Genomic DNA, 24495 nt, shown 5'->3' with positions numbered 1-24495 from the left:
AGTTAAGTGTAAAACGACTTAACTGCGGTTTGACAAATAAGGACACATCATGACCATTGAAAGTATCAGCAGTACCAAAGCATTTGGTGGTTGGCATAAACAATACAGTCATCAATCAAGTACGCTTAATTGCACCATACGGTTTGCTATTTACTTACCGCCACAAGCCGAAAGCCAAAAAGTGCCGGTTTTATATTGGTTGTCAGGGCTCACTTGTACTGATGAAAACTTTATGCAAAAAGCAGGTGCACAACGCATAGCAGCAGAGTTAGGCATGGCTATTGTCGCACCCGATACCAGCCCTCGAGGTGAAGGTGTTGCAGATGATACCGACGGCGCTTATGACTTTGGTTTAGGTGCAGGCTTTTATCTAAACGCCACCAAACCACCATTTAGTCAGCATTACCAAATGTATGATTATGTGGTAAACGAATTGCCAGCACTGATTGAAGCCCATTTCCCAGTAACAGAGCAACGCAGTATTAGCGGCCACTCAATGGGTGGACATGGCGCGTTAACCATAGGATTAAAAAATCCGCACAGATATAACAGCCTGTCAGCATTTAGTCCTATTTGTCACCCAATGGACTGCCCATGGGGCATCAAAGCATTCCGTGGTTATTTAGGTGATGATCAGCAGCAATGGCAACAATACGATAGCTGCGAGTTAATGGCCAATAGCCAACAATTTGTGCCCACGCTGGTGGATCAAGGCAGTAATGACAACTTTTTAGACGAGCAGTTAAAACCACAAGCCTTAGTTCAAGTAGCTAAAGACAAAGGTTATCCGCTTGAACTAAGAATGCAGCCAGGTTATGACCACAGCTATTATTTTATCGCAACGTTTATTGAAGACCATCTGCGTTTTCATGCTAAACACTTAGCACTTAAATAAAATACAATATTTGATAGTTGTAATGAATCAATAAAAATGAAAACGAGCCATTTTGGCTCGTTTTTTTATACATTACAGTTAACGATTAGCATCTAACCGAGAGAAATAATCTTTTGCTGCAGCCCTAACTTTAGGAGCTAACAATAAAGCAGACGTCATCGTCGGTATCGCCATCAATGCATAAGCAGCATCAATAATATTCACAATTTCTTGCAAGCTGGCTGTCGCAGCAAACAAAATAGCTAATAAATAAAAGTACTGATAAAAACGAATACGTTTACGACCAAATAAAAAGGCAAAACATTGGCCACCATAGAATGCTTGAGTAAAAATGGTGCTAATACTAAAAAACACCACACATAAAATAAGCAAATATGGTCCAATACCTGGCATCGTAATTTCAAATGCCTGCGCCGATAAATTTACCCCTTCAGCATCAGTACCTTGCCACACACCCGAGATTAAAATAATCATCGCTGTTGCAGTGCAGACTAATAATGTATCAATAGCAGGGCCTAACATGGCCACTAAACCTTCTTTTACTGGTTCATTAGTTTTGGCACTGCCATGAGCCATAACCTCTGTACCAATTCCGGCCTCATTCGAAAATGCCGCTCGGCGAATACCAATTAACATTGTCCCTAAAATTCCGCCGCCAACCGAATTTAACGAAAATGCTTCAGTGAAAATAAGACTAAAATAGCCAGGTACTTGCTCAATATTTGACACAATCACATAAGCAGCACAACTCATGTAAATTAAGATCATCATCGGCACAACTTTAGATGCTACGGTCGCAATACGCTTAATTCCACCAAGAATAACGCTTGCCACTATCACCATAACAACGATCCCTAAACTCAAATCAAGCCAAAAAGTCGATTGATCCGCCGGAAAATGACCCGGTTTAACAAATAACCACTCTCGGATTATCTGTACTAATTGATTTGAGTTAAACAGCGGGAAATTACCAATTAAGCCAACAACACAGAAAAATACCGCTAAAAAATGCCATTTTTTAGTTAACCCTTGAGTAATAATGTACATAGGGCCACCCTGTACATCACCATTTTCATCTTTACCACGATACATAATAGCCAAAGTACATGTAAAAAACTTGGTCGCCATACCAACAATAGCGCTGATCCACATCCAGAAAATAGCTCCCGGACCACCGACCATAATAGCCACAGCAACACTACCAATATTTCCCATTCCCACGGTACCGGCCATAGCACTGGATAACGCCCCAGCATGGCTGATATGCCCTTCGGCGCCATCATCAGGATATTTACCTCTCACGACATTAATAGCGTGACCTATGTACCTAAAAGGCACAAAACGAGAATAAATAAGGAAGAATAAGCCACCGCCAACGAGTAAAATAAGCATGTGAGGACCCCATGCAAGGTCAGCTAGCTGTTTAGTAATATCAGCAAGATTCATTAAAACCTGTTGTTTTATTGTTAAATAGTAATTAAGAAAATACTGATATTACTCGCACAGCGCAATGAAAAATAAGCGTAAAATAGATGAATAAATTTAATAATTCGGAGTCAAGATGGCAAAAGTAGCATTATTAGTAGGCACAACATTAGGCGGTTCAGAATATGTTGCCGATGAATTGGCAGCTCAACTTGATGAGTTAAACCATCAAACAAAGGTATTTATTGAGCCTAATATAGATGAATTAGCAGATTTTCCAGTGTGGATCCTTGTATGTTCTACTCATGGAGCAGGCGATCTTCCCGACAACATAGTGCCATTTCATAAGCAATTAATGATCGAAATGCCCGATCTTAACCATATAAAGTTCGCTTTATGTGCAATTGGTGACTCTAGTTACGATACTTTCTGCCAAGGGCCAGAAAAAATAACCGCACTACTTTTGCAAAATGGATCTAAAGCCATTGTGGATAAGATCCAAATAGATGTGCAACGAGACCCAATACCAGAAGAACCTGCTCTAGCGTGGTTATTGCAATGGCAACATCTTATCTAAGCATATAGATATCCGATCATTGTCTGCATAAATCGTGATCAACTCACAGATTAGATCATACTTATCCACAATATATTACTTATAAGTATAAGTTTGTGGATAAGCTATTATTTTTAGCGATCATAACTCTGTACTATTCACAGTCCGATCTGCTCAATGATCACCCTTGTGGATAACTACCCGATCTATCCCCATGTTATCTTGAGTTTGATCGCGATCAGATCACAGGTTAGTTTTAACTTTACCGTATGATTTTAAACAGAAATAAAAGTTATCAACAGAAAAGTCCGATCCTAATAATAAACATAATAAAAAGATCTATATAAAGATCTTAAGATCTATTAAGCAAACCGCATCTTGATCAATCAATGAAAAATGATCGTTCACGTTCAGACGAGCAAGTGCTAAAATGATCCAATCGAAAAAAGAATAAATTCGAATTTAACTTTCTTAGCTATCAAAGGTCAGATAATGCATTTTCATGAACGGTTTGATGTAATTGTTGTTGGTGGTGGTCATGCCGGAACTGAAGCAGCACTTGCAGCTGCAAGAATGGGCTCAAAAACATTATTGTTGACCCATAACATCGACACACTTGGCCAAATGTCTTGTAATCCTGCAATAGGCGGGATTGGTAAAGGCCACTTGGTAAAAGAAATTGACGCCTTAGGTGGAGCAATGGCAACCGCCACTGACTTTGCAGGTATTCAATTTAGAACATTAAATTCAAGCAAAGGTCCTGCTGTTCGTGCAACACGTGCCCAGGCAGACAGAGCGCTGTATCGTCAAAAAATCCAACATATATTACAAAACCAACCTAATTTACGTATATTCCAACAGGCTGTTGATGACCTAGTTGTTGAAAGCGATAAAGTTGTTGGTGTAGTAACACAAATGGGTTTAGCTTTTGAAGCACCAGCAATTGTGTTAACAACCGGTACATTCTTAAGTGGTAAAATCCATATTGGTATGCAGAATTACAGTGGTGGTCGCGCAGGTGATCCACCGGCAATTGCATTAGCGAATAGATTACGTGAATTAAATATCCGTGTTGGCCGTTTAAAAACTGGGACACCACCACGTATCGATGCTAATACCATTGATTTTACACAAATGACTGAGCAAAAAGGTGACACACCACTGCCAGTAATGTCATTTGTTGGTAATGTTAGTCAGCATCCAAGACAAGTTTCATGTTTTATCACTCATACCAATGAGAAAACCCACGACATTATTCGGGGAGGACTTGATCGTAGCCCTATGTATTCAGGTGTTATAGAAGGGATTGGACCGCGTTATTGTCCGTCTATCGAAGACAAGATCCACCGTTTTGCAGATAAATCATCACATCAGATATTTATTGAGCCTGAAGGCCTAAGCACTAATGAAATTTATCCAAACGGTATCTCAACCAGTTTACCGTTTGACGTACAGTTAAATTTAGTCCGTTCAATTAAAGGCATGGAAAACGCTGAAATTATGCGTCCTGGCTATGCTATTGAATATGATTACTTTGATCCACGTGATCTTAAAAACTCATTAGAAACTAAAGCCATCGAAGGACTTTATTTCGCTGGTCAAATTAACGGTACTACTGGTTATGAAGAGGCCGGAGCTCAAGGTTTACTTGCTGGAATGAATGCATCACTGCAAGTTCAAGGCAAAGCAGCTTGGTGTCCTCGTCGTGATGAAGCTTATTTAGGTGTTTTAGTTGACGATTTATCAACCTTAGGTACAAAAGAACCATACCGCATGTTTACCAGCCGTGCGGAATATCGTTTATTACTTCGTGAAGATAATGCCGATTTACGTTTGACTGAAAAAGGCCGTGAATTAGGCTTAGTTGATGATAAGCGATGGGAATCATTTATTGCCAAAAGAGAATCGATCGAATTAGAACTTCAGCGCTTGCGCAGCCAATGGGTTCACCCAAATTCAGCTTTATTAGGGGTACTTAATCCACAATTAAACACCCCTATTTCACGTGAAGCATCATTTGAAGACTTGCTACGCCGTCCTGAAATGGATTATGCAAAGCTTATGTCATTAGAGGGTTTTGGTCCTGGACTTGAAGATCAACAAGCAGCTGAACAAGTACAAATTCAAGTTAAGTACTCTGGTTACATTCAGCGTCAGCAAGATGAAATTGATAAAGCGATCCGTCATGAAAACTCATTATTGCCACTTGATCTGGATTATCAAGAAGTGCCTGGTTTATCAAATGAAGTGATCGCAAAACTCAATAATCATAAACCTGACACAGTTGGACAAGCATCACGGATCTCAGGCATTACTCCTGCAGCGATCTCAATTTTGCTAGTACATTTGAAAAAACGAGGATTATTGCGAAAAATCGCATAAATATAGTTATTTTTTCAACTCAATACCACAAGGGAAGCCATAAGGCTTCCCTTAGTGCTTTTACGGCTTCATAATAACTGCCGTCTTTATCATGCAACCTACGAGGCTTTCTGTGTTATCTGCCCAACTTAAAACCTATTTAGCTGAAATGAATATGTCGGCCACTGAATTACAACAAAAACAATTAATAGGTTTTGTTGAAATGCTTGATAAATGGAATAAGGCTTATAATCTCACCGCCGTTCGTGATCCTGAGCAAATGTTAATCCGTCATGTTATGGACAGTTTAACCGTTTCTCCTTATCTTGAAGGACAACGTTTTATCGATGTGGGAACTGGCCCTGGTTTACCCGGGATCCCATTAGCGATTATGAATCCAGATAAGCAGTTTGTGTTGTTAGACAGTTTAGGTAAACGGATCCGTTTTCAAAAACAGGTTCAATTTGAATTAAAAATTAATAATATTACCTCGGTAGAAAGCCGTGTTGAAGCTTATAACCCAGAGATTAAATTTGATGGTGTGTTAAGTCGAGCATTTGCATCTATTCAAGATATGCTCAGTTGGTGTCATCATTTACCGACTGAGAAAGGCACTTTTTATGCGTTAAAAGGCCAGTTAAATCAGCAAGAATTACAAGATATGCCAACAGGATTTTTGTTGGTAGAAACCATTGTATTGCATGTACCAACGTTAGATGAACAGCGACATTTATTAAAAATTGCTAAGCAATAACTCGCATTTCTTTCGCTAATTAAGCTAACCGGACATCAATAACTTTAAGACAGGATGACATTGTGGGTAAAATCATTGCCGTAGCCAACCAGAAAGGTGGCGTTGGAAAAACAACAACTTGCGTTAATTTAGCCGCATCACTTGCCGCCACAAAGCGTAAAGTGTTGTTGATCGATTTAGATCCTCAAGGTAATGCGACTATGGGCAGTGGTGTCGATAAATATGAAGTCGATAACACCGCTTATGAATTATTAGTCGAAGAAAAACCCTTTGCCGAAATAGTCATTAAAAATACCATAGGTAAATATGATTTGATCGCGGGTAATGGTGATGTCACTGCTGCTGAAATTAAATTAATGGAATTTTATGCGCGTGAGATCCGTTTACGCAACGCATTAGCACCGATCAAAGATGATTATGACTTTATCTTTATTGACTGCCCGCCATCACTCAATATGTTAACTGTAAATGCCATGTCGGCTGCTGATTCTGTACTCGTGCCAATGCAATGCGAATATTATGCCTTAGAAGGCTTAACGGCGTTAATTGACACTATTACAAAGTTAGGCGCCATGGTTAACCCTACATTAAGCATAGAAGGCATTTTGCGGACTATGTATGATCCGCGAAATCGTTTATCTAATGATGTATCTGATCAACTCAAACAGCATTTTGGTGAGAAAGTGTATCGCACTGTGATACCGCGAAATGTTCGTTTAGCTGAAGCACCTAGTTTTGGTGCACCTGCCATGTATTACGACAAATCAAGTGCCGGAGCTAAAGCCTATTTAGCCCTGGCAGGTGAAATAATCCGTCGTGCAGAACAGCAAACTCAACCCAAACAAGCGTAGGATACAAAAATGACCATAAAAAAACGCGGTTTAGGTAAAGGCTTGGATGCCTTATTAAGCCACAGTAATACTGCTAGTCGTAAAAATGATCAAGTAGAAGAGCAGCAATCTGCAACGTTAAATGACTTACTACACCTTGATCTTGATTTATTACAACCAGGTAAATATCAACCACGTAAAGATATGTCGCCAGAAGCACTAGAAGAGCTAGCTGAATCAATTCGTGCTCAAGGTGTTATACAACCTATTATTATTCGTAAAATATCTGCAACTAATTATGAAATTATTGCCGGTGAACGTCGTTGGCGTGCAGCTCAACTAGCCAAACTTGATAAAGTACCGTGTATTGTAAAGCAAGTAGCTGATGATGCTGCGGTCGCTATCGCGCTAATTGAGAATATTCAACGTGAAGATTTAAATGCAATGGAAGAAGCCATTGCCTTGCAACGATTATTAGAAGAATTTGAATTAACTCATCAACAAGTGGCTGATGCAGTTGGTAAATCCCGTGTTAGTGTGTCTAATTTATTGCGTTTAAATAGCCTTAATGAGCCTGTTAAACGTTTGTTGGAAAATGGTGATATCGACATGGGCCACGCGCGGGCTTTATTGGCGGTAGAAGGCGATGAACAGACTAATTTAGCTCGATTAGTGGCCTCAAAAGAAATGACTGTTCGAGAAACTGAACGATTAGTTAATAAAGCCCTAAATCCGGCTAAAGACGCCGAAACACCAGCTAAAGATCATGATGTTAGTCGTTTAGAACAAGAGTTAATTGAAAGACTCGGTGCCAAGGTTGCAATCAATCATGGTAGTAAAGGTAAAGGCAACATTGTAATAAATTACCAGAATCTAGCTGAATTAGACGGAATTTTAAGTAAAATCCGCTGAAATGTGCAACAAACCAATTTCATTAGTAAGTTTGTGACATAGCTCTAATTTTAGTTTTTGATTATTTAGCGCTGAATCGTGCGTAAAATCGTTGTTTTACTATCATCAAAGTTGCAAACAAAGCGCGAAAAGGTATACTTTGCAGGCTTTTTGAATCTTAAGGCTAGTTTAATATATTAAATTTAACATTAGGACCGCGAAAGGCAATAATGCGGAGATATGAAGTTGGGTAATGTTTTAGCGCGTCGTGGCAGGTTAGCAGCCTATAAATTAGTGCTGGTACAAGCGACAGTCGCGTGTATTATTTCAACACTATTTTTCGTTATGTGGGGAGCACAGTATGGCCTATCTGCGCTAGCAGGTGGCGTAATTGCTGTACTTCCTAATTTTGTATTCGCAACCCTAGCTTTCTCACATAGTGGGGCAAGCTCTGCAGCAAAAGTGATTAAAAGCTTTTACTGGGGGGAAGCGGTAAAGATGCTATTAACCATTGCATTATTTTCGTTAGTGTTTATCAATATAAAAGTTGGATTTATGCCGCTTTTTACCTGTTACTCATTAGTGTTAGTTGTACATTGGATAGCACCTTTATATTTCAAGCAAAGTTAAGTGGGATGAATCATGTCTGCAACTGGTGAAGAAATGACACAGCAGAGCTATATCCAACATCACCTTACCAATCTAACAGTTGGTGAAGGATTTTGGACTTGGAACATTGATTCGTTGCTCTTTTCGGTTGGGCTTGGAATGTTGTTCTTATGGCTGTTTTACCGTGCCGGCAAAAAAGCGACCACAGGCGTTCCTGGCAAATTTCAATGTTTTGTCGAGATGATTGTTGAGTTCGTTGATAGCAGTGTGAAAGAAACTTTTCACGGCCGCAATCCTGTTATTGCGCCTTTAGCTCTGACAATTTTCGTCTGGATTTTCATGATGAACTTCATGGATATGATCCCAGTCGATTGGTTACCTTCACTGGCTTTATTAGCTGGTGTTCCATACCTAAAAGTTGTCCCGACTACAGACGTTAACATTACCTTCAGCTTAGCTCTTGGTGTGTTTGTGCTGATTATTTATTACAGCATTAAAGTCAAAGGTGTTTCAGGTTTTGTTAAAGAACTAACATTTCAGCCTTTTAACCATTGGGCAATGATACCCGTCAACTTATTATTAGAAACAGTAACTTTAGTTGCGAAGCCGATTTCATTGGCTCTACGACTATTTGGTAACTTGTACGCTGGTGAGTTGATATTTATCCTTATTGCATTGATGTACGGTTCTAACGTGGCGTTATCTGCTCTAGGTGTAGGATTACAACTAGGTTGGTTAATTTTCCATATTTTAGTTATTACTTTACAAGCATTTATTTTCATGATGTTGACCATTGTTTATTTAAGCATGGCGCATGAAGATCACTAAGGGTAACCGAAAATTTTTTTGACCTAAATCATTAATAACAACGATTTAGAATATTGGAGATAGATATGGAAACTGTATTAGGAATGACGGCAATTGCTGTTGCTCTACTCATTGGTATGGGTGCATTAGGAACAGCTATTGGTTTCGGCCTTTTAGGTGGAAAGTTTTTAGAAGGTGCAGCTCGTCAGCCAGAAATGGCGCCTATGTTACAAGTTAAAATGTTCATCGTAGCGGGTCTTCTAGATGCCGTAACTATGATTGGTGTAGGTATTGCGCTATTTATGCTATTTACTAACCCATTGGGTGCAATGCTTTAACTAACGCTTCTGTCTTTAATCTAACTAGGAGGCTGTTGTGAATTTCAACGCTACCCTATTCGGTCAGACGGTTGCCTTTATTCTCTTCGTGTGGTTTTGCATGAAGTTTGTATGGCCTCCGTTGATGAATGCCATCGAAGAACGCCAGAAGAAAATTGCTGATGGTCTGGCTGATGCCGGCCGTGCAGCAAAAGATCTAGAGTTAGCACAAATTAAAGCTACTGAGCAACTAAAAGAAGCAAAAGTAACTGCCAACGAAATTATTGAGCAAGCTAATAAGCGTAAGGCTCAAATCGTTGAAGAAGCTAAAGTTGAAGCGCAAACTGAGCGAGCTAAAATTATCGCTCAGGGTCAAGCAGAAATTGAAAACGAACGTAATCGCGTGAAAGATGATTTGCGTAAGCAAGTTGCTCTACTAGCTATCGCTGGTGCAGAGAAAATTCTTGAACGCGTGATAGATCCAGAAGCCCACAGTGACATAGTTAATAAACTTGTTGCTGAAATTTGATTAAGGGAGTTGAGTTATGGCTGAATTAAGCACCATCGCTCGCCCTTACGCAAAGGCAGCTTTTGATTTTGCTGTTGAGCATAAAGCAGTAGAAAGTTGGACAGAAATGTTAACTTTCGCTTCATTGGTAAGTGAAAACGAATCAATAAAGCCACTGCTTAATGGTACTCTCGCGAGTACACAACTTGCCTCACTTTTTATAAAAGTATGCGGTGAGCAAGTCAATGAGCAAGGTCAAAACCTGATAAAGGTAATGGCTGAAAACGGTCGTTTAGGGATACTGTCAACAGTATCGCTACTTTTTGCTGAATACCGTAATGAGTGGGCAAAAGAAGTTGAAGCCGATGTGGTTTCTGCTACTGAGCTAAGCTCTGAGCAACAGCAGCAAATTAGTGTTTCTTTAGAGAAACGTCTCGCACGCAAAGTTAAGCTGAATTGCAGCATCGACGCATCGCTTATTGGCGGTGTAATTATTAAATCAGGCGACCTAGTCATTGATGGCTCGGTAAGCGGTAAGTTATCGCGTTTGTCTGAAAAGCTGCAGTCGTAATTGGGAGTTTGAGCATGCAACTGAATTCCACTGAAATCAGCGATCTGATTAAGCAGCGGATCCAGCAGTTCGACGTCGTTAGTGAAGCTCGCAACGAAGGTACAATCGTTGCAGTAAGTGACGGCATCATTCGCATTAACGGCCTAGCCGATGTAATGCAAGGTGAAATGATCGAACTGCCTGGTGGCTGTTTTGCAATCGCGTTGAATTTAGAACGTGATTCTGTCGGCGCCGTAGTAATGGGGCCTTATGCTAATTTAGCAGAAGGCGATAAAGTAAGAACCACTGGTCGTATTCTTGAAGTACCGGTGGGTCGTGGTCTACTTGGCCGCGTTGTTAACACTCTAGGTGAGCCTATTGACGGAAAAGGACCTATCGACAACGATGGTTTCTCTCCTGTTGAAGTGATTGCCCCAGGTGTTATTGAACGTAAGTCAGTATCACAACCAATTCAAACTGGTTATAAAGCCGTTGATGCCATGATCCCTATTGGTCGTGGTCAACGTGAATTGATTATTGGTGACCGTCAGACTGGTAAAACAGCGATGGCAATCGATGCAATTATCAACCAGAAAGAGTCAGGCATTAAGTGTGTCTATGTAGCTATTGGTCAGAAAGCTTCTACCATCGCTAACGTAGTACGCAAGCTTGAAGAACATGGTGCATTAGCTAACACTATTGTTGTTGTTGCCTCAGCTTCTGAAGCTGCCGCACTACAATATTTAGCGCCATATTCTGGTTGTTCTATGGGTGAATACTTCCGTGACCGCGGTGAAGATTCTTTAATCGTATATGATGATTTGTCTAAGCAAGCAGTTGCTTATCGTCAAATTTCACTACTATTAAAGCGTCCACCAGGACGTGAAGCATACCCAGGTGATGTTTTTTATCTACACTCTCGTTTATTAGAGCGTGCTTCACGCGTAAACGTGAATTATGTAGAAAAGTTCACTAAAGGTGCAGTAACAGGTAAAACCGGTTCGTTAACCGCTTTGCCTATTATTGAAACCCAAGCTGGTGATGTATCAGCGTTCGTACCGACTAACGTAATTTCTATTACAGATGGTCAAATCTTCCTTGAGACTGATTTGTTTAACTCTGGACTACGTCCAGCAGTTAACCCAGGTATTTCAGTTTCTCGTGTTGGTGGTGCTGCGCAGACTAAAATCATCAAGAAACTGTCTGGCGGTATTCGTACTGCACTTGCACAGTATCGAGAGCTTGCTGCGTTCTCACAGTTTGCGTCTGATTTAGATGATGCAACTCGTGCTCAACTTGAGCATGGTGAGCGTGTAACCGAATTAATGAAGCAAAAGCAATATGCTCCTATGAGCGTTGCTGCCCAGTCTGTGTCTATTTTCGCAGCTGAAAAAGGCTACCTTAAAGGTGTTGCTTTAAATGAAATCGGTCGCTTCGAGGCCTCTCTGCTTTCATACATGAACAGTCAACATGCTGACCTAATGAACACCATCAATGCTACTGGCGATTATAACGCTGATATCGAAGGTGAGTTAAAGGCAGGCATGGACAAGTTCATTGAAACCCAAACCTGGTAATAATGAACACGGGGTGTCATTAGGCACCTCAGGTCCCAGATTGGAGAGTAGAGATGGCCAGCGCTAAAGAGATTAAAACCAAGATCGCGAGTGTTAAAAATACTCAGAAGATCACTTCCGCTATGGAAATGGTTGCCGCCAGCAAAATGCGCAGAGCGCAGGAACGCATGGCAGCTAGCCGTCCATATGCAGAAAATATGCGTAAGGTGATCGGTCACGTAGCGCAAGGTACTCTCGAGTATAAACACCCCTATTTAGAGGTGAGAGATGCCAAGCGGGTTGGTTACATTGTTGTAGCAACCGACCGTGGCCTTTGTGGTGGTTTGAACGTCAACCTCTTTAAAAAGGTTGTGTCAGACGTTAAAAAATGGAAAGAACAAGGTGCAGACGTTGAGTTTTGCCCAATTGGTGCCCGTTCTGTTCAGTTTTTTAAAAGCTTTGGTGGTGAAGTTTCCGCCCATGCATCAGGTTTAGGCGATGCGCCAAAACTTGTTGATTTGATTGGCACAGTACGTGTCATGTTAAAAGCTTACAACGAAGGTAAATTGGATCGTCTGTACATTGTGTTTAACAAGTTTGTTAATACAATGACCCAGACTCCGGTGATCGAACAGCTGCTACCTTTACCTAAGTCAGATGAAGAAGTAGCTAGTTATCCTTGGGATTATATTTACGAGCCAGATCCAAAAGAAGTTTTAGATCTATTGTTAACTCGTTATGTAGAGTCTCAAGTATATCAAGGTGTTGTTGAGAATATTGCCTCTGAACAAGCTGCCCGTATGGTAGCTATGAAGGCGGCAACAGACAACGCTGGCGAAATGATCGATGATTTGCAACTCGTCTATAACAAGGCCCGTCAGGCTGCGATTACGCAAGAACTGTCGGAAATTGTATCAGGCGCTGCAGCGGTTTAGGTTTAGGTAACGAAATCAAGTTTAGAGGATTAATCATGAGCACAGGTACTGTTGTCCAAGTAATTGGCGCGGTTGTGGACGTAGAGTTTCCACAAGATTCTGTACCTCGAGTATATGACGCTCTGAAGATCACTGGTGAAGGCGCCTGTAATGGTTTGGTGCTGGAAGTTCAGCAGCAACTAGGTGGTGGTGTTGTTCGTACCATCGCTATGGGTTCTTCTGATGGTCTGCGTCGTGGTCTAGAGGTAGCAAACTCAGGTTCACCAATTACTGTTCCGGTAGGGGTTGCAACCCTTGGCCGTATTATGAACGTATTGGGTGAGCCTATCGATGAAGCGGGTCCTATTGGTGAAGAAGAGCGTTATGTTATTCACCGTGCAGCCCCTTCATACGAAGATCAGTCAAATTCAACTGAGCTATTAGAGACGGGTATCAAGGTTATCGACCTTGTTTGTCCTTTCGCTAAAGGTGGTAAAGTCGGTCTGTTCGGTGGTGCTGGTGTTGGTAAAACAGTCAACATGATGGAACTGATTAACAACATCGCTAAAGCTCACTCTGGTCTTTCTGTTTTCGCTGGTGTTGGTGAGCGTACCCGTGAGGGTAACGACTTCTACTACGAGATGGAAGATTCAGGCGTATTAGACAAAGTAGCCATGGTTTATGGTCAGATGAACGAGCCTCCAGGTAACCGTTTACGCGTAGCGTTAACTGGCCTGAGTATCGCTGAAAAGTTCCGTGACGAAGGTCGTGACGTATTGTTGTTCGTGGACAACATTTACCGTTACACCTTAGCGGGTACTGAAGTATCTGCACTACTAGGTCGTATGCCTTCTGCAGTAGGTTATCAGCCAACACTAGCTGAAGAGATGGGTGTTCTTCAAGAACGTATCACTTCAACTAAGTCTGGTTCGATTACTTCTGTACAAGCAGTATATGTACCTGCGGATGACTTAACTGATCCGTCACCAGCAACAACCTTCGCTCACTTAGATGCGACTGTTGTATTGTCTCGTCAAATTGCATCTTTGGGTATTTACCCAGCGGTTGACCCATTGGATTCGACTTCACGTCAGTTAGATCCACAGGTTGTTGGCCAAGAGCATTATGATGTTGCAAACGGTGTACAAACTGTATTACAGCGTTATAAAGAGCTGAAAGACATTATTGCTATCTTGGGTATGGATGAATTGTCAGATGATGACAAAACCATGGTATTCCGAGCACGTAAGATTGAGCGTTTCTTATCTCAACCTTTCTTCGTAGCAGAAGTCTTCACTGGTTCTCCAGGTAAGTACGTTTCTCTTAAAGACACAATTCGTGGCTTCAAGGGTATCTTGGAAGGTGAGTTCGATCACATCCCAGAGCAAGCGTTCTACATGGTTGGCTCAATCGATGAAGCTGTCGAAAAAGCTAACAAAAAGAAATAACTAGGCCGTAAAGCTTAGTTCTTTAAGGAGAACTTGATGGCAGCCAAAACAGTCCAACTTGATATTGTTAGTGCCGAAAACAGCATCTTCCATGGCCAAGTTAGCTTTTTAGAAGTTAATGGTGCTGAAGGTGAGTTAGGTATTATGCCTAACCATGTTGCGTTACTGACAAAAATCAAGCCTGGTATGGCGCGCTTTATCAAGCAAGATGGCAGTGAAGAAGTGTTGTATTTATCAGGTGGTTTACTTGAAGTACAACCTACTGCAATTTCAGTGCTTGCTGATGTAGCATTACGTGCCGATGATATTGATGAGAAAGCTGCTTTAGAAGCCAAAGAACGTGCAGAGCAAGCAATTGCTAATGCCGGCACTGACTTCAATTATGAAGCTGCTGCAATCGAATTAGCCAAATCTATGGCTCAATTACGTGTTGTTGAATGCATCAAGAAAAATATCACCAGATAATCTGATTATTTGACGCTTAAAAGGCGACTCTTACGAGTCGCCTTTTTTATTGCCTATTACTGGCTAACTTAGCGCCTTTATTTTCACTTTGGTTCGTATTCCGCTAAAATGTCTGCAAATCTCTATCTGTTCATTAAAGGAATGCTCAATGTCGTTAAATGTTGTGATCTTAGCTGCAGGAAAAGGAACTCGGATGCGCTCAGATCTGCCTAAAGTGCTGCATCCCATTGCCCATAAAAGTATGGTGCAACATGTTATTGATACTGCCAATTCATTAGGCTCATCGGCTATTCAATTAGTGTATGGCTATGGTGCAGATAAATTACAAGCAGCTTTAGGTGAGCAAGCATTAAATTGGGTATTGCAAGCAGAACAACTAGGTACTGGCCATGCCGTTGCCCAAGCTAATCCAAATATTAACGACGACGACACGGTATTGATTCTTTATGGTGATGTGCCACTAATTCAACAATCGACCTTAGAAGCATTATTAGCCGTTCGTCCTGCTAATGGTCTTGCTATCTTAACGGTCAATTTACCTAATCCAACAGGTTATGGTCGTATTGTGCGTGAACAGGGTAAAGTCGTCGGAATTATTGAACAAAAAGATGCTAATGCTGAGCAGTTAGCCATTAACGAAGTGAATACCGGCATTATGGCGGTACCCGGTAAGCAGTTAAAAGCATGGTTAAATCGTTTATCTAATAATAATGCTCAAGGCGAATACTATTTAACTGACATTATCGCCATGGCTAATGCCGATGGTGTTGAAATTACTACCTCACAACCACAATCAGCTATTGAAGTTGAAGGTGCTAATAACCGCGTACAACTTGCGCAGTTAGAGCGAGCTTACCAAGCTCGAGCTGCTGAAAAAATGATGCTTGAAGGCGCTAATTTACGCGACCCTGCCCGTATTGATATTCGCGGTAACGTGACTGTTGGTATGGATGTGATGATTGATGTTAACGTTATTTTTCAAGGTCAAGTGACCTTAGGTAATAACGTCACAATTGGTGCTGGTGCTATTTTGATTGATTGCGACATTGCCGATAATGCCGAAATTAAACCTTATACTATCGTTGAAGGCGCTAAGCTTGGACAAGCTTCGAGCGCAGGACCTTTTGCTCGCTTACGCCCAGGGGCAGAGCTTAAAGAAGATGCTCATATAGGCAACTTTGTTGAAATTAAAAAGAGTGTATTAGGTAAAGGTTCAAAAGCAGGCCACTTGGCTTATTTAGGCGATGCACAAATTGGCGCAGGCGTTAATATCGGTGCCGGTACTATTACCTGTAACTATGACGGTGCCAATAAGTTTATTACTACTATTGAGGATGGTGTATTCGTCGGTAGTGATACCCAGTTAGTTGCGCCTGTTACCATAGGCAAAAATGCCACGTTAGGTGCCGGCTCAACCATAACCAAAGATGTAGCAGAAAATGAACTGGTGATTACACGCGTTAAACAGCGCCATATTACCGGTTGGCAACGTCCAGTTAAAATAAAAAAATAAGCTTTAATATTCTAAAATCTAAAAGCCTCTGCATATGTCAGAGGCTTTTTTTGTACTTTTATTTCAATTTTTGAGCGATAAGATCTAGATAAAGTTTCATTTGGTGCTAAAATATCTTTCGTTTCGAAACTTATATGAAAGATAGTTAATTTAAATGACTAAACGTAACACCCAGCAACGTCGCCATTCGATTATTAAATTGGTTAATGAACAAGGCGAAGTCAGTGTCGATGAGCTAGCAAATCTATTTGCCACTTCAGAAGTCACTATTCGCAAAGACTTAGCCATGCTTGAAACTCATGGGCTATTGTTACGACGTTATGGTGGGGCGGTGCCTGTACCTCAAGAAATGACTCAAATTACCAATGAAAAACTGTCTTTAAACAAGCAAGCTATTGCAGCTAAAGCCGCTGAGCTTATTCGTGATCATAACCGAATTATTATTGACAGCGGCAGTACGACTTCAGGTCTTGTGCAACAGCTAAATGACAAGCGCGGCTTGGTGGTGATGACTAATTCATTGCAATTGGCAAACGCCATTCATGAACTTGAAAATGAGCCGACATTATTGATGACCGGTGGCACCTGGGACCCTCACTCAGAGTCTTTTCAGGGCCAAGTGGCAGAGCAAGTATTACGTTCATATAACTTCGACCAACTTTTTATCGGTGCCGACGGCATTGATCTCGATCGTGGCACCACCACATTTAACGAACTAACCGGCTTAAGTAAAGTAATGGCTGAAATGTCTCGTGAAGTCGTGGTGTTATTAGAGTCGACTAAAATTGGCCGACGGATCCCTAATCTAGAATTACCTTGGGATGTGGTTAATGTCTTAGTTACCGACGACAACATCACCCAAGAAGCCGTTAACACTATTTCAGCGCATGGCGTCAGAGTCATACTCGCGCCATACACTAAGTAAACAAAATTAAATTGAAACAGTAAAGGAAACAACTAACATGTGTGGAATCGTAGGCGCAGTGGCGCAAAGGGATGTTGCAGAAATTTTAGTAGAGGGCTTACGTCGTCTAGAATACCGTGGTTATGACTCAGCTGGCATTGCTGTTATCCATCAAGGTGAGTTAAGCCGTACTCGCCGCGTTGGTAAAGTACAAGAGTTGTCGTCTGCACTTGATGCCGCACCGTTAAGTGGCGGCACCGGTATTGCCCATACTCGTTGGGCAACTCATGGTGAGCCAAGCGAACGCAATGCACACCCACATTTATCTGAAGGTGATATTGCCGTTGTTCATAACGGTATTATTGAAAACCACGGTAAATTGCGCCAGATGTTAAAAGGTTTAGGTTATGTATTTTCATCAGACACCGACACCGAAGTTATTTGTCACCTTGTTCATCATGAACTAAAGACAGCAGCGACATTATTAGTGGCAGTACAAGCGACAGTAAAACAGCTTGAAGGTGCCTATGGTACAGTTGTTATCGACCGTCGTGATAGCGAACGTATGGTTGTTGCCCGTAGCGGAAGCCCATTAGTGATTGGTTACGGCTTAGGTGAAAACTTTGTTGCCTCAGATCAATTAGCATTACTACCTGTAACACGTTCATTTGCCTTTTTAGAAGAAGGTGACGTTGCTGAAATTACACGCCGTGAAGTTAACATTTTTGACGTTAATGGCAACGCAGTTCAGCGCGAAATGAAAGAGTCGGAAGTGACTCATGATGCCGGTGACAAAGGTGAATACCGTCACTACATGCTGAAAGAGATTTACGAGCAACCAACCGCCATTGCACATACTCTAGAAGGTCGTATTGCGGGGGGTAAGGTTTTAGATTCAGCTTTTGGTGAAAATGCTGCTGAATTTTTAAAAGACATTAAACACGTGCAAATTATTGCCTGCGGTACCAGTTATCATGCAGGCATGGCCGCGCGTTACTGGTTAGAAGATTGGGCTGGCGTATCGTGTAATGTTGAAATTGCATCTGAGTTCCGTTATCGCAAGTCGCACTTATTCCCAAATAGCTTATTAGTGACTATTTCACAGTCTGGTGAAACAGCAGATACATTAGCGGCAATGCGCCTAGCAAAAGAAATGGGCTACAAAGCCACCTTAACTATTTGTAACTCAGCTGGTTCATCGTTAGTACGTGAATCTGACATGGCTTACATGATGAAAGCTGGCGTAGAAATTGGTGTTGCATCAACTAAAGCCTTTACCGTTCAACTAGCTGGCTTGTTAATGTTAACAACGGTTATTGGCCGTCATAATGGCATGTCTAGCGACATGGAAGCCGCTATTACTCAAAGCTTGTTATCAATGCCAGCAAAAGTGGAACAAGCACTTGGCTTAAATGATGCAATTGCAGAATTAGCAGAAGACTTTGCCGACAAACAACATGCATTATTCTTAGGCCGTGGTGATCAATACCCCATCGCTATGGAAGGTGCATTAAAGCTAAAAGAGATTTCATATATTCACGCAGAAGCTTACGCATCTGGTGAGTTAAAGCACGGTCCATTAGCTTTGATTGATGCCGATATGCCAGTTATCGTGGTTGCGCCAAACAATGAATTACTCGAAAAGCTTAAATCGAACGTTGAAGAAGTGCGTGCTCGTGGCGGACTAATGTATGTGTTCGCCGATGTGGATGCTGAGTTTGAATCAGACGACACCATGAAAGTTATCCAGGTACCACATTGTGATCAGTTCATGGCACCGTTAATTTACACTATTCCATTACAGTTATTGTCATATCATGTGGCATTAATTAAAGGTACTGATGTAGACCAACCACGCAATTTAGCTAAGTCAGTTACAGTTGAATAAGGTTTTGATTTAATTATTAATGTGGAAGTTAAATAGAGTTCGAAACTAGTCATAAAGATAGCTACTAACTGAAAAGTTAGAAACTAAACAAGTTAGCTACTGTGAAATGTTCGAAACTAAGAAAAAGCGACTGACTCATTGAGTGGTCGCTTTTTTTTTAAGATAAAAAGTTATGTTAATGCAATAGTCATGGGTAGTTAAATTCCAGGACGATAGCGTTTGTAACGCAAAACTATTTACCCGGTTTATGTTTATGCGTATCTAAACTTGGATGTTTAGATTTATTCTCAGGGGTAACACTACGTCTTTGATCTGTTTTACCTGTTGATTCAGCTTTTGGCTTAGGGCCTGGTTTTATGCTCATGACGCTCACCTCATGTATAAGTTTATATAAGGCCATTATTTTAAGGCGTGTAGTTAGTTGCTTCGCATTTAGGGCAAGGAGGAAGTGTATCGGAGTTATCATCTAAAATGACTTTTTGCCCACACTTTTTACATGTATAAACACCTTTCCCTGGTTTTTCGCCTGTGCTCGACATAAATATATCTCCTTGATAACTGAATTCAATAATACAAAATGTATTATTGAATCCTATATTGGGTCAAAAAAAGAACAATGCAAGAGTTATTTTTAAGCAGATTCTTAATAGAAATCATTCCAATGATTATGCATTAAGGGCATCATCATATTTCGTTTGATATTAAACTTTGTTAAAACGTTTTTGCCCTCAAAATGTGTTAAAAAATAAATTTATAGGGGCTGTGTTGAACGAGAAACAGACAGTCTAGAAATTGTCTGATAGTCTGAGCAATGGTCATTTTTTGACGAAAAAAAGGACAATTAAATGCGAATTTATAAAAATCGGTGAGTTTTATTTAGGAAAAACTCAGCTATGCATAAAATCAAAAGGACAAAAGGATTTCCCAATTGAAAATTTCCCATATTGATATTCAGAACTTTCGTAAATTAAAAACATGTCGAGTTGAGCTGGCGGATAAAAGTACAATTCTAGTTGGAGCGAACAATAGCGGGAAAACCTCCGCTATGGATGCGCTGATTATGTTTCTAAAAAAATCTAAGCGCAAAGAAGTTTGCACCACAGACATCACATTATCTAATTGGGCTGAAATTAATAAAATTGCCAATGATTGGCTTTCTCGTACTACCGAAGGAAAACCGGCAGATCTATCACTAGATTCTTGGCGATCATTATTACCGGCCATAGATGTTTGGCTTAACGTAGACGAATCGCAAATACACTACGTTAGTCACATTCTACCAACTCTAGATTGGGATGGAGGCCTATTGGGTGTTAGATTAATTCTAGAACCGAAAGATCCAGAAGCTCTTTATAAATCATTTATGGCCGCTTATTCAGCAGCCAAAGAAACCTTAGCTGCACGCAGAACCGAAAAACAAAAAGACAAAGACAAGACTCCCGATTTTGTATCAGCTTTGACCTTATGGCCTACGTCGATGCATGACTTTTTGGATAGAAAGCTACAAGATTTCTTCGCTGTTAATGCTTATGTGTTAGACCCCACACATGCAAAATTAGATCTACCACAGTTGTTTACAGAATTGATGGAACCACTTGAAAGCGACCCTTTTGATGGCCTCTTCAAAATAGACATAATCAACGCTCAAAGAGGATTCTCTGATCCGAACTCAGGCGAGGGAACTGCGAATACAGACCGCCGCCTTTCGTCGCAATTACGACATTACTTTAATGAGCATTTAGACCCAAGCGAGCTTCCAGATGCAAGCGATTTGGACGCTCTTGAGGCCATGGAAGCTGCGAGAACAGCGTTCGATCAGAAATTGAAGAGCAGTTTTAGTGTCGCAATTGGTGAACTGGAAGATCTGAATTATCCAGGCTTTAGTGATCCACAGATTTTATTAGCGAGTAAAGTTAACCCTATTGAAGGGCTAAATCATGACTCAGCCGTTCAATTTAAAGTTGTACGCAGTGATGACTCCTCGGTCAATAATCTATGTCTGCCCGAAAAGTACAACGGCTTAGGTTATCAAAACCTGATCTCTATGATTTTTAATCTGATCCGCTTTCGTGATGAATGGATGCGTGTTGGAAAAGTAGGTAAGCGGGTAAACATTAGTAATACGTCGATAGAACCTTTGCACTTAATGCTTATTGAGGAACCAGAGGCACACCTGCATGCACAAGTGCAGCAGGTCTTTATTAAGAAGGCATATGGCGTATTGCGCAACCATACCGACTTGAAGGATAAGCATCAATTTTCTAGCCAGATGGTAGTAAGCACACATTCAAGCCACATTGCGCATGAGACAGACTTCACAGGTTTACGTTATTTCCAGAGAAAGAGGCTGGCAAGCGTGCTAGAAATACCTTTTGCCTCAGTCGTTAGCATGAAAACAATATTTGGTGATAGGACTGATACGTCAAAGTTTGCAACTCGATACTTAAAAACGACACATTGTGACTTATTTTTTGCTGATGCTGCAATTCTTGTTGAAGGTCCGGTAGAACGTATGCTGGTTCCTCACTTCATTAGAAATCACTATCCAGAGTTAGAGAGAAGCTATATCTCTCTTTTGGAGATCGGCGGTAGCCACGCGCATAGATTACGCCCGTTAATTGAGGCCTTGGGTATTCCCACGCTTGTTATCACCGATCTTGATTCAATTGATACAGAATCCACTAGTAAAGTACGACCGATGAGTGGGCAAAACCTGAGAACAGGAAACGATACATTAAAAAACTGGGCGCCCCAAAAAGCTACTTTAGATGAAGTCTTGGAAGCATCACCTGAAGAAAAAATAACTGACAAAGGATTGGTTCGGGTAGCTTATCCCTGTAGTACAAAGATTCAATATCTCTCAGGAAAAGATGAGGATGCTATTCCGTATACGTTTGAAGACGCTTTAGTACTAGAAAATCTCATGATGTTTAAAGCAATAACTGATAGCACTGGCCTCGTAAAGAAAATGGCCGCAGCCGTAAAAAAAGCAACGCTTGATGAGGCCTGCAAAGACATGTTTAATGCGCTCGATAAGAATGCTAAGAAGGCTGAAATGGCTCTGGAGTTGCTTTACACCACCGATCCAAATTCACTTAAACCTCCCACATATATTAAAGAAGGCCTTGATTGGCTTAAAACTATGCTAATCAATGATGCATCTTTGATAACTCCGTCGTTAGTTATGCCGGAGGATGTGTAATGACAGATGTAACCGACGCAAAAGCTGTTGATGATGAAATCTATAGCTGTCTTGACCTCGACCAGCCTAAAAGTTTTTTTCTATTTGCAGGTGCAGGATCAGGGAAGACTCGTTCATTGGTCGAAGTACTAAAACGGTTTCGTAAAAATAATATTCATCGCTTACGAGTTAATGCACAACAAGTGGCAATTATCACCTATACCAATGCAGCCTGTGATGAAATAAAACGACGGCTGGATTTTGACCCTGCGTTTAATGTATCGACTATTCATAGCTTTGCTTGGGAGTTGATTAAGCCACATACACATGATATTAAGGTTTTGCTTAAAGTACGCCTTCAAAATGACATTGATGAACTTGAAGTAGCGCAAAGCAAAGGACGAGCAGGATCAAAAGCGGCTGAAGATAGGCCTAGGCAAATAGCGTCAAAACGAAAACGGCTTGAGTCACTCAATACAATTCGAAAATTCACCTACAACCCCAATGGAGAGAACTCGGGCAAAGATTCGCTTAATCATGCAGAGGTAATAGCATTGACAGCGGAATTACTCGCAAGTCGTCCGCTTCTGCAAACAATTTTGACGCGTAAATTTCCAGTTTTACTACTGGATGAAAGCCAAGACACGAAAAAAGAATTAATCGAAGCACTTTTTACAGTTCAGCAAATGCATAAAACTCAATTTTCACTTGGGCTTTTTGGCGACACCATGCAGCGCATCTACATGGATGGAAAGGTAGACCTAGGACGGGATTTGCCTGATGATTGGCTGACCCCTAAGAAAATCTACAATTACAGAAGCCCACGTCGAGTCGTCAAACTCATCAATAAAATTCGAGAGGATGTTGATAAAAATCGGCAAGAACCTGCTAAAGAAAATGAAGGTTTTGTAAGGCTATTCATTGCAGATACCAGCCAGCCCATTGATAAAACCTCATTTGAAGACGCTGTTTGCAAAAAAATGGCTGAATTTACTAATGACAAGCTCTGGGCCGATCCAAAGGAAAATAAAACTCTGACCTTAGAGCACCATATGGCGGCTCAGCGTGGTAGTTTTTCAGATTTCTTCAACGCTCTGTACGTCGGTAAACTGAGAACTGGCTTACTAGACGGGACTCTATCTAGTATTACTTTTTTTTCTGAAAGGGTTCTGCCGTTAATTAACAACATAGAAGTTAATAATCAATTTTCGGTATCACGAATACTCAACAAACACTCTCCGTTAATGTTCAAGGAACAATTTGAAAATAGTGAAAACCCCAAAATTGAATTTAAAAAAGCGAAAGAAGCAGTAGATGCGCTTTACGCCCTATGGGAAAACGATTCTAGTCCAACGTTACAAAGTATTCTCAAAGAAATTAATCGCAGTGGATTATTCAAAGTACCCGACATTCTAGTAACAATTGCAGACAGACAAGAAAAAGACTTCGAGATTGCCGACGAAGATATTGACCCCATCATTGATGCTTGGGATAAGGCATTAACATCTTCCTTCAGTGAATTCAAAGAATATGTAAATTACATCTCTGATAAATCCCGTTTTGGGACGCATCAGGGGATAAAAGGACTCGAGTTTCCGCGCGCCATAGTAGTTCTTGATGATGAGGATGCCGGTGGAAATTTTTTTAGCTATGAAAAGTTATTCGGTGCTAAATCCCCTACAAAATCAGATGTTGATAATCAGGTAAATGGCAAAGAAACTAGTATTGACCGCACTAGACGATTATTTTATGTGACTTGCAGTCGAGCAGAAGAAAGTCTGGCAATAATTGCTTACACAAGTGAACCTAATAAGGTGAAAGAAAATGCCTTAAAGCAAGAATGGTTTACGGATGAGGAAATTGTAATGTTGTAGCGATTGATATTGTATTAAATAAATTTTATTGGTGATTTCATAAACATTTTATTTAGGATATCTCGGTTTGTTATTAGTTTTTGCTAATAATTTATCCTCTTATATCAATAATATAGCGTATTTAAGATGGTATTAATCAATAACTTAAGCGGCCGACTTTATTTGGCGAGCAGTTCCATAAGCTGTTAGGCAAAACCATATGCTTTGAGTTTCATGTAAAGTAGAATGGCATAATTTAAACGAAGACGA

General features: G+C 40.8%; 23 protein-coding genes. 20 read left to right on the top strand and 3 right to left on the bottom strand.

Annotation, left to right across the window (positions count from 1 at the left end; genetic code table 11):
* The first annotated feature begins 49 nt into the window (after window positions 1-49).
* Entirely contained in the window at window positions 50-895 is an 846-nt protein-coding gene (gene fghA, locus AAEY98_RS14445) for an S-formylglutathione hydrolase (RefSeq protein ID WP_350999760.1), read from the top strand.
* A gap of 78 nt (window positions 896-973) precedes the next feature.
* On the opposite strand, the gene AAEY98_RS14440 is transcribed toward fghA, so the two are convergent.
* A complete protein-coding gene (locus AAEY98_RS14440) occupies window positions 974-2341 on the bottom strand; it encodes an alanine/glycine:cation symporter family protein (RefSeq protein ID WP_162024241.1) in 1368 nt (455 codons plus the stop codon).
* 115 nt (window positions 2342-2456) lie between these two features.
* Between AAEY98_RS14440 and mioC the strand changes: the two genes are divergently transcribed.
* The 17 genes from mioC (at window position 2457) to glmS (ending at window position 19191) form a co-directional block, all read left to right on the top strand.
* On the top strand, window positions 2457-2897 hold the full coding sequence (gene mioC / locus AAEY98_RS14435; protein ID WP_335692778.1) for an FMN-binding protein MioC: 441 nt from the start codon (window positions 2457-2459) through the stop codon (window positions 2895-2897).
* 471 nt (window positions 2898-3368) lie between these two features.
* Entirely contained in the window at window positions 3369-5258 is a 1890-nt protein-coding gene (gene mnmG, locus AAEY98_RS14430) for a tRNA uridine-5-carboxymethylaminomethyl(34) synthesis enzyme MnmG (RefSeq protein WP_351017768.1), read from the top strand.
* A 112-nt stretch (window positions 5259-5370) separates the two neighbouring features.
* Window positions 5371-5991, top strand: coding sequence for a 16S rRNA (guanine(527)-N(7))-methyltransferase RsmG (gene rsmG, locus AAEY98_RS14425; RefSeq protein ID WP_101087354.1), 621 nt, complete (start codon window positions 5371-5373; stop codon window positions 5989-5991).
* Window positions 5992-6053: 62 nt separating this feature from the next.
* Complete coding sequence (locus AAEY98_RS14420; RefSeq protein WP_101087353.1) at window positions 6054-6842, top strand: ParA family protein; 789 nt, start codon at window positions 6054-6056, stop codon at window positions 6840-6842.
* Window positions 6843-6851: 9 nt separating this feature from the next.
* Entirely contained in the window at window positions 6852-7733 is an 882-nt protein-coding gene (locus AAEY98_RS14415) for a ParB/RepB/Spo0J family partition protein (RefSeq protein WP_351017765.1), read from the top strand.
* Between the two features lie 225 nt (window positions 7734-7958).
* Window positions 7959-8342: an ATP synthase subunit I gene (locus AAEY98_RS14410; protein WP_101087392.1), complete on the top strand. Its 384-nt coding sequence runs from the start codon at window positions 7959-7961 to the stop codon at window positions 8340-8342.
* A gap of 12 nt (window positions 8343-8354) precedes the next feature.
* The gene (gene atpB, locus AAEY98_RS14405) at window positions 8355-9149 is read left to right on the top strand and encodes a F0F1 ATP synthase subunit A (protein ID WP_101087351.1); all 795 of its coding nucleotides are present in this window, start codon (window positions 8355-8357) and stop codon (window positions 9147-9149) included.
* A gap of 65 nt (window positions 9150-9214) precedes the next feature.
* Complete coding sequence (gene atpE, locus AAEY98_RS14400) at window positions 9215-9466, top strand: F0F1 ATP synthase subunit C (protein WP_011639455.1); 252 nt, start codon at window positions 9215-9217, stop codon at window positions 9464-9466.
* Window positions 9467-9503: 37 nt separating this feature from the next.
* Window positions 9504-9974: a F0F1 ATP synthase subunit B gene (gene atpF / locus AAEY98_RS14395; RefSeq protein ID WP_101087350.1), complete on the top strand. Its 471-nt coding sequence runs from the start codon at window positions 9504-9506 to the stop codon at window positions 9972-9974.
* Window positions 9975-9990: 16 nt separating this feature from the next.
* Window positions 9991-10524: a F0F1 ATP synthase subunit delta gene (atpH, locus tag AAEY98_RS14390; RefSeq protein WP_101087349.1), complete on the top strand. Its 534-nt coding sequence runs from the start codon at window positions 9991-9993 to the stop codon at window positions 10522-10524.
* A 14-nt stretch (window positions 10525-10538) separates the two neighbouring features.
* Entirely contained in the window at window positions 10539-12080 is a 1542-nt protein-coding gene (gene atpA, locus AAEY98_RS14385; RefSeq protein ID WP_101087348.1) for a F0F1 ATP synthase subunit alpha, read from the top strand.
* 53 nt (window positions 12081-12133) lie between these two features.
* The gene (atpG, locus tag AAEY98_RS14380) at window positions 12134-12994 is read left to right on the top strand and encodes a F0F1 ATP synthase subunit gamma (protein WP_101087347.1); all 861 of its coding nucleotides are present in this window, start codon (window positions 12134-12136) and stop codon (window positions 12992-12994) included.
* A 35-nt stretch (window positions 12995-13029) separates the two neighbouring features.
* Entirely contained in the window at window positions 13030-14421 is a 1392-nt protein-coding gene (gene atpD / locus AAEY98_RS14375) for a F0F1 ATP synthase subunit beta (RefSeq protein WP_101087346.1), read from the top strand.
* 36 nt (window positions 14422-14457) lie between these two features.
* Window positions 14458-14886 carry a F0F1 ATP synthase subunit epsilon gene (locus AAEY98_RS14370; protein WP_101087345.1) on the top strand — a complete coding sequence of 143 codons (429 nt, stop codon included), beginning with the start codon at window positions 14458-14460 and terminating at the stop codon, window positions 14884-14886.
* Between the two features lie 148 nt (window positions 14887-15034).
* Window positions 15035-16399 (top strand): bifunctional UDP-N-acetylglucosamine diphosphorylase/glucosamine-1-phosphate N-acetyltransferase GlmU, encoded by a 1365-nt coding sequence (gene glmU / locus AAEY98_RS14365; RefSeq protein WP_351017762.1) that lies wholly within the window; start codon window positions 15035-15037, stop codon window positions 16397-16399.
* 154 nt (window positions 16400-16553) lie between these two features.
* Complete coding sequence (locus tag AAEY98_RS14360) at window positions 16554-17324, top strand: DeoR/GlpR family DNA-binding transcription regulator (RefSeq protein WP_101087343.1); 771 nt, start codon at window positions 16554-16556, stop codon at window positions 17322-17324.
* Between the two features lie 37 nt (window positions 17325-17361).
* Window positions 17362-19191 carry a glutamine--fructose-6-phosphate transaminase (isomerizing) gene (glmS, locus tag AAEY98_RS14355; protein WP_101087342.1) on the top strand — a complete coding sequence of 610 codons (1830 nt, stop codon included), beginning with the start codon at window positions 17362-17364 and terminating at the stop codon, window positions 19189-19191.
* A gap of 232 nt (window positions 19192-19423) precedes the next feature.
* Here the strand turns inward: glmS and AAEY98_RS14350 are convergent, their stop codons facing one another.
* Together AAEY98_RS14350 and AAEY98_RS14345 are read right to left on the bottom strand one after the other, a co-directional pair.
* Complete coding sequence (locus tag AAEY98_RS14350) at window positions 19424-19555, bottom strand: hypothetical protein (RefSeq protein WP_257984938.1); 132 nt, start codon at window positions 19553-19555, stop codon at window positions 19424-19426.
* A 40-nt stretch (window positions 19556-19595) separates the two neighbouring features.
* Window positions 19596-19730 (bottom strand): zinc ribbon-containing protein, encoded by a 135-nt coding sequence (locus AAEY98_RS14345; RefSeq protein WP_182723708.1) that lies wholly within the window; start codon window positions 19728-19730, stop codon window positions 19596-19598.
* A gap of 389 nt (window positions 19731-20119) precedes the next feature.
* Here AAEY98_RS14345 and AAEY98_RS14340 point away from each other — a divergent pair, with 389 nt between their 5' ends.
* Together AAEY98_RS14340 and AAEY98_RS14335 are read left to right on the top strand one after the other, a co-directional pair.
* Entirely contained in the window at window positions 20120-22393 is a 2274-nt protein-coding gene (locus AAEY98_RS14340; RefSeq protein WP_182723709.1) for an AAA family ATPase, read from the top strand.
* A complete protein-coding gene (locus AAEY98_RS14335) occupies window positions 22393-24246 on the top strand; it encodes a UvrD-helicase domain-containing protein (protein ID WP_351017757.1) in 1854 nt (617 codons plus the stop codon). Before AAEY98_RS14340 ends, AAEY98_RS14335 begins: the two co-directional genes overlap by 1 nt.
* Window positions 24247-24495 lie beyond the last annotated feature (249 nt).

Origin of the sequence: Shewanella sp. AC91-MNA-CIBAN-0169 (genome assembly GCF_040310165.1) — a bacterium.
In the GTDB taxonomy this organism is placed as follows: Bacteria; Pseudomonadota; Gammaproteobacteria; order Enterobacterales; family Shewanellaceae; genus Shewanella.
Note: the sequence above shows the minus strand (reverse complement) of the source record. Positions and strands in the feature narration are given on the sequence as shown.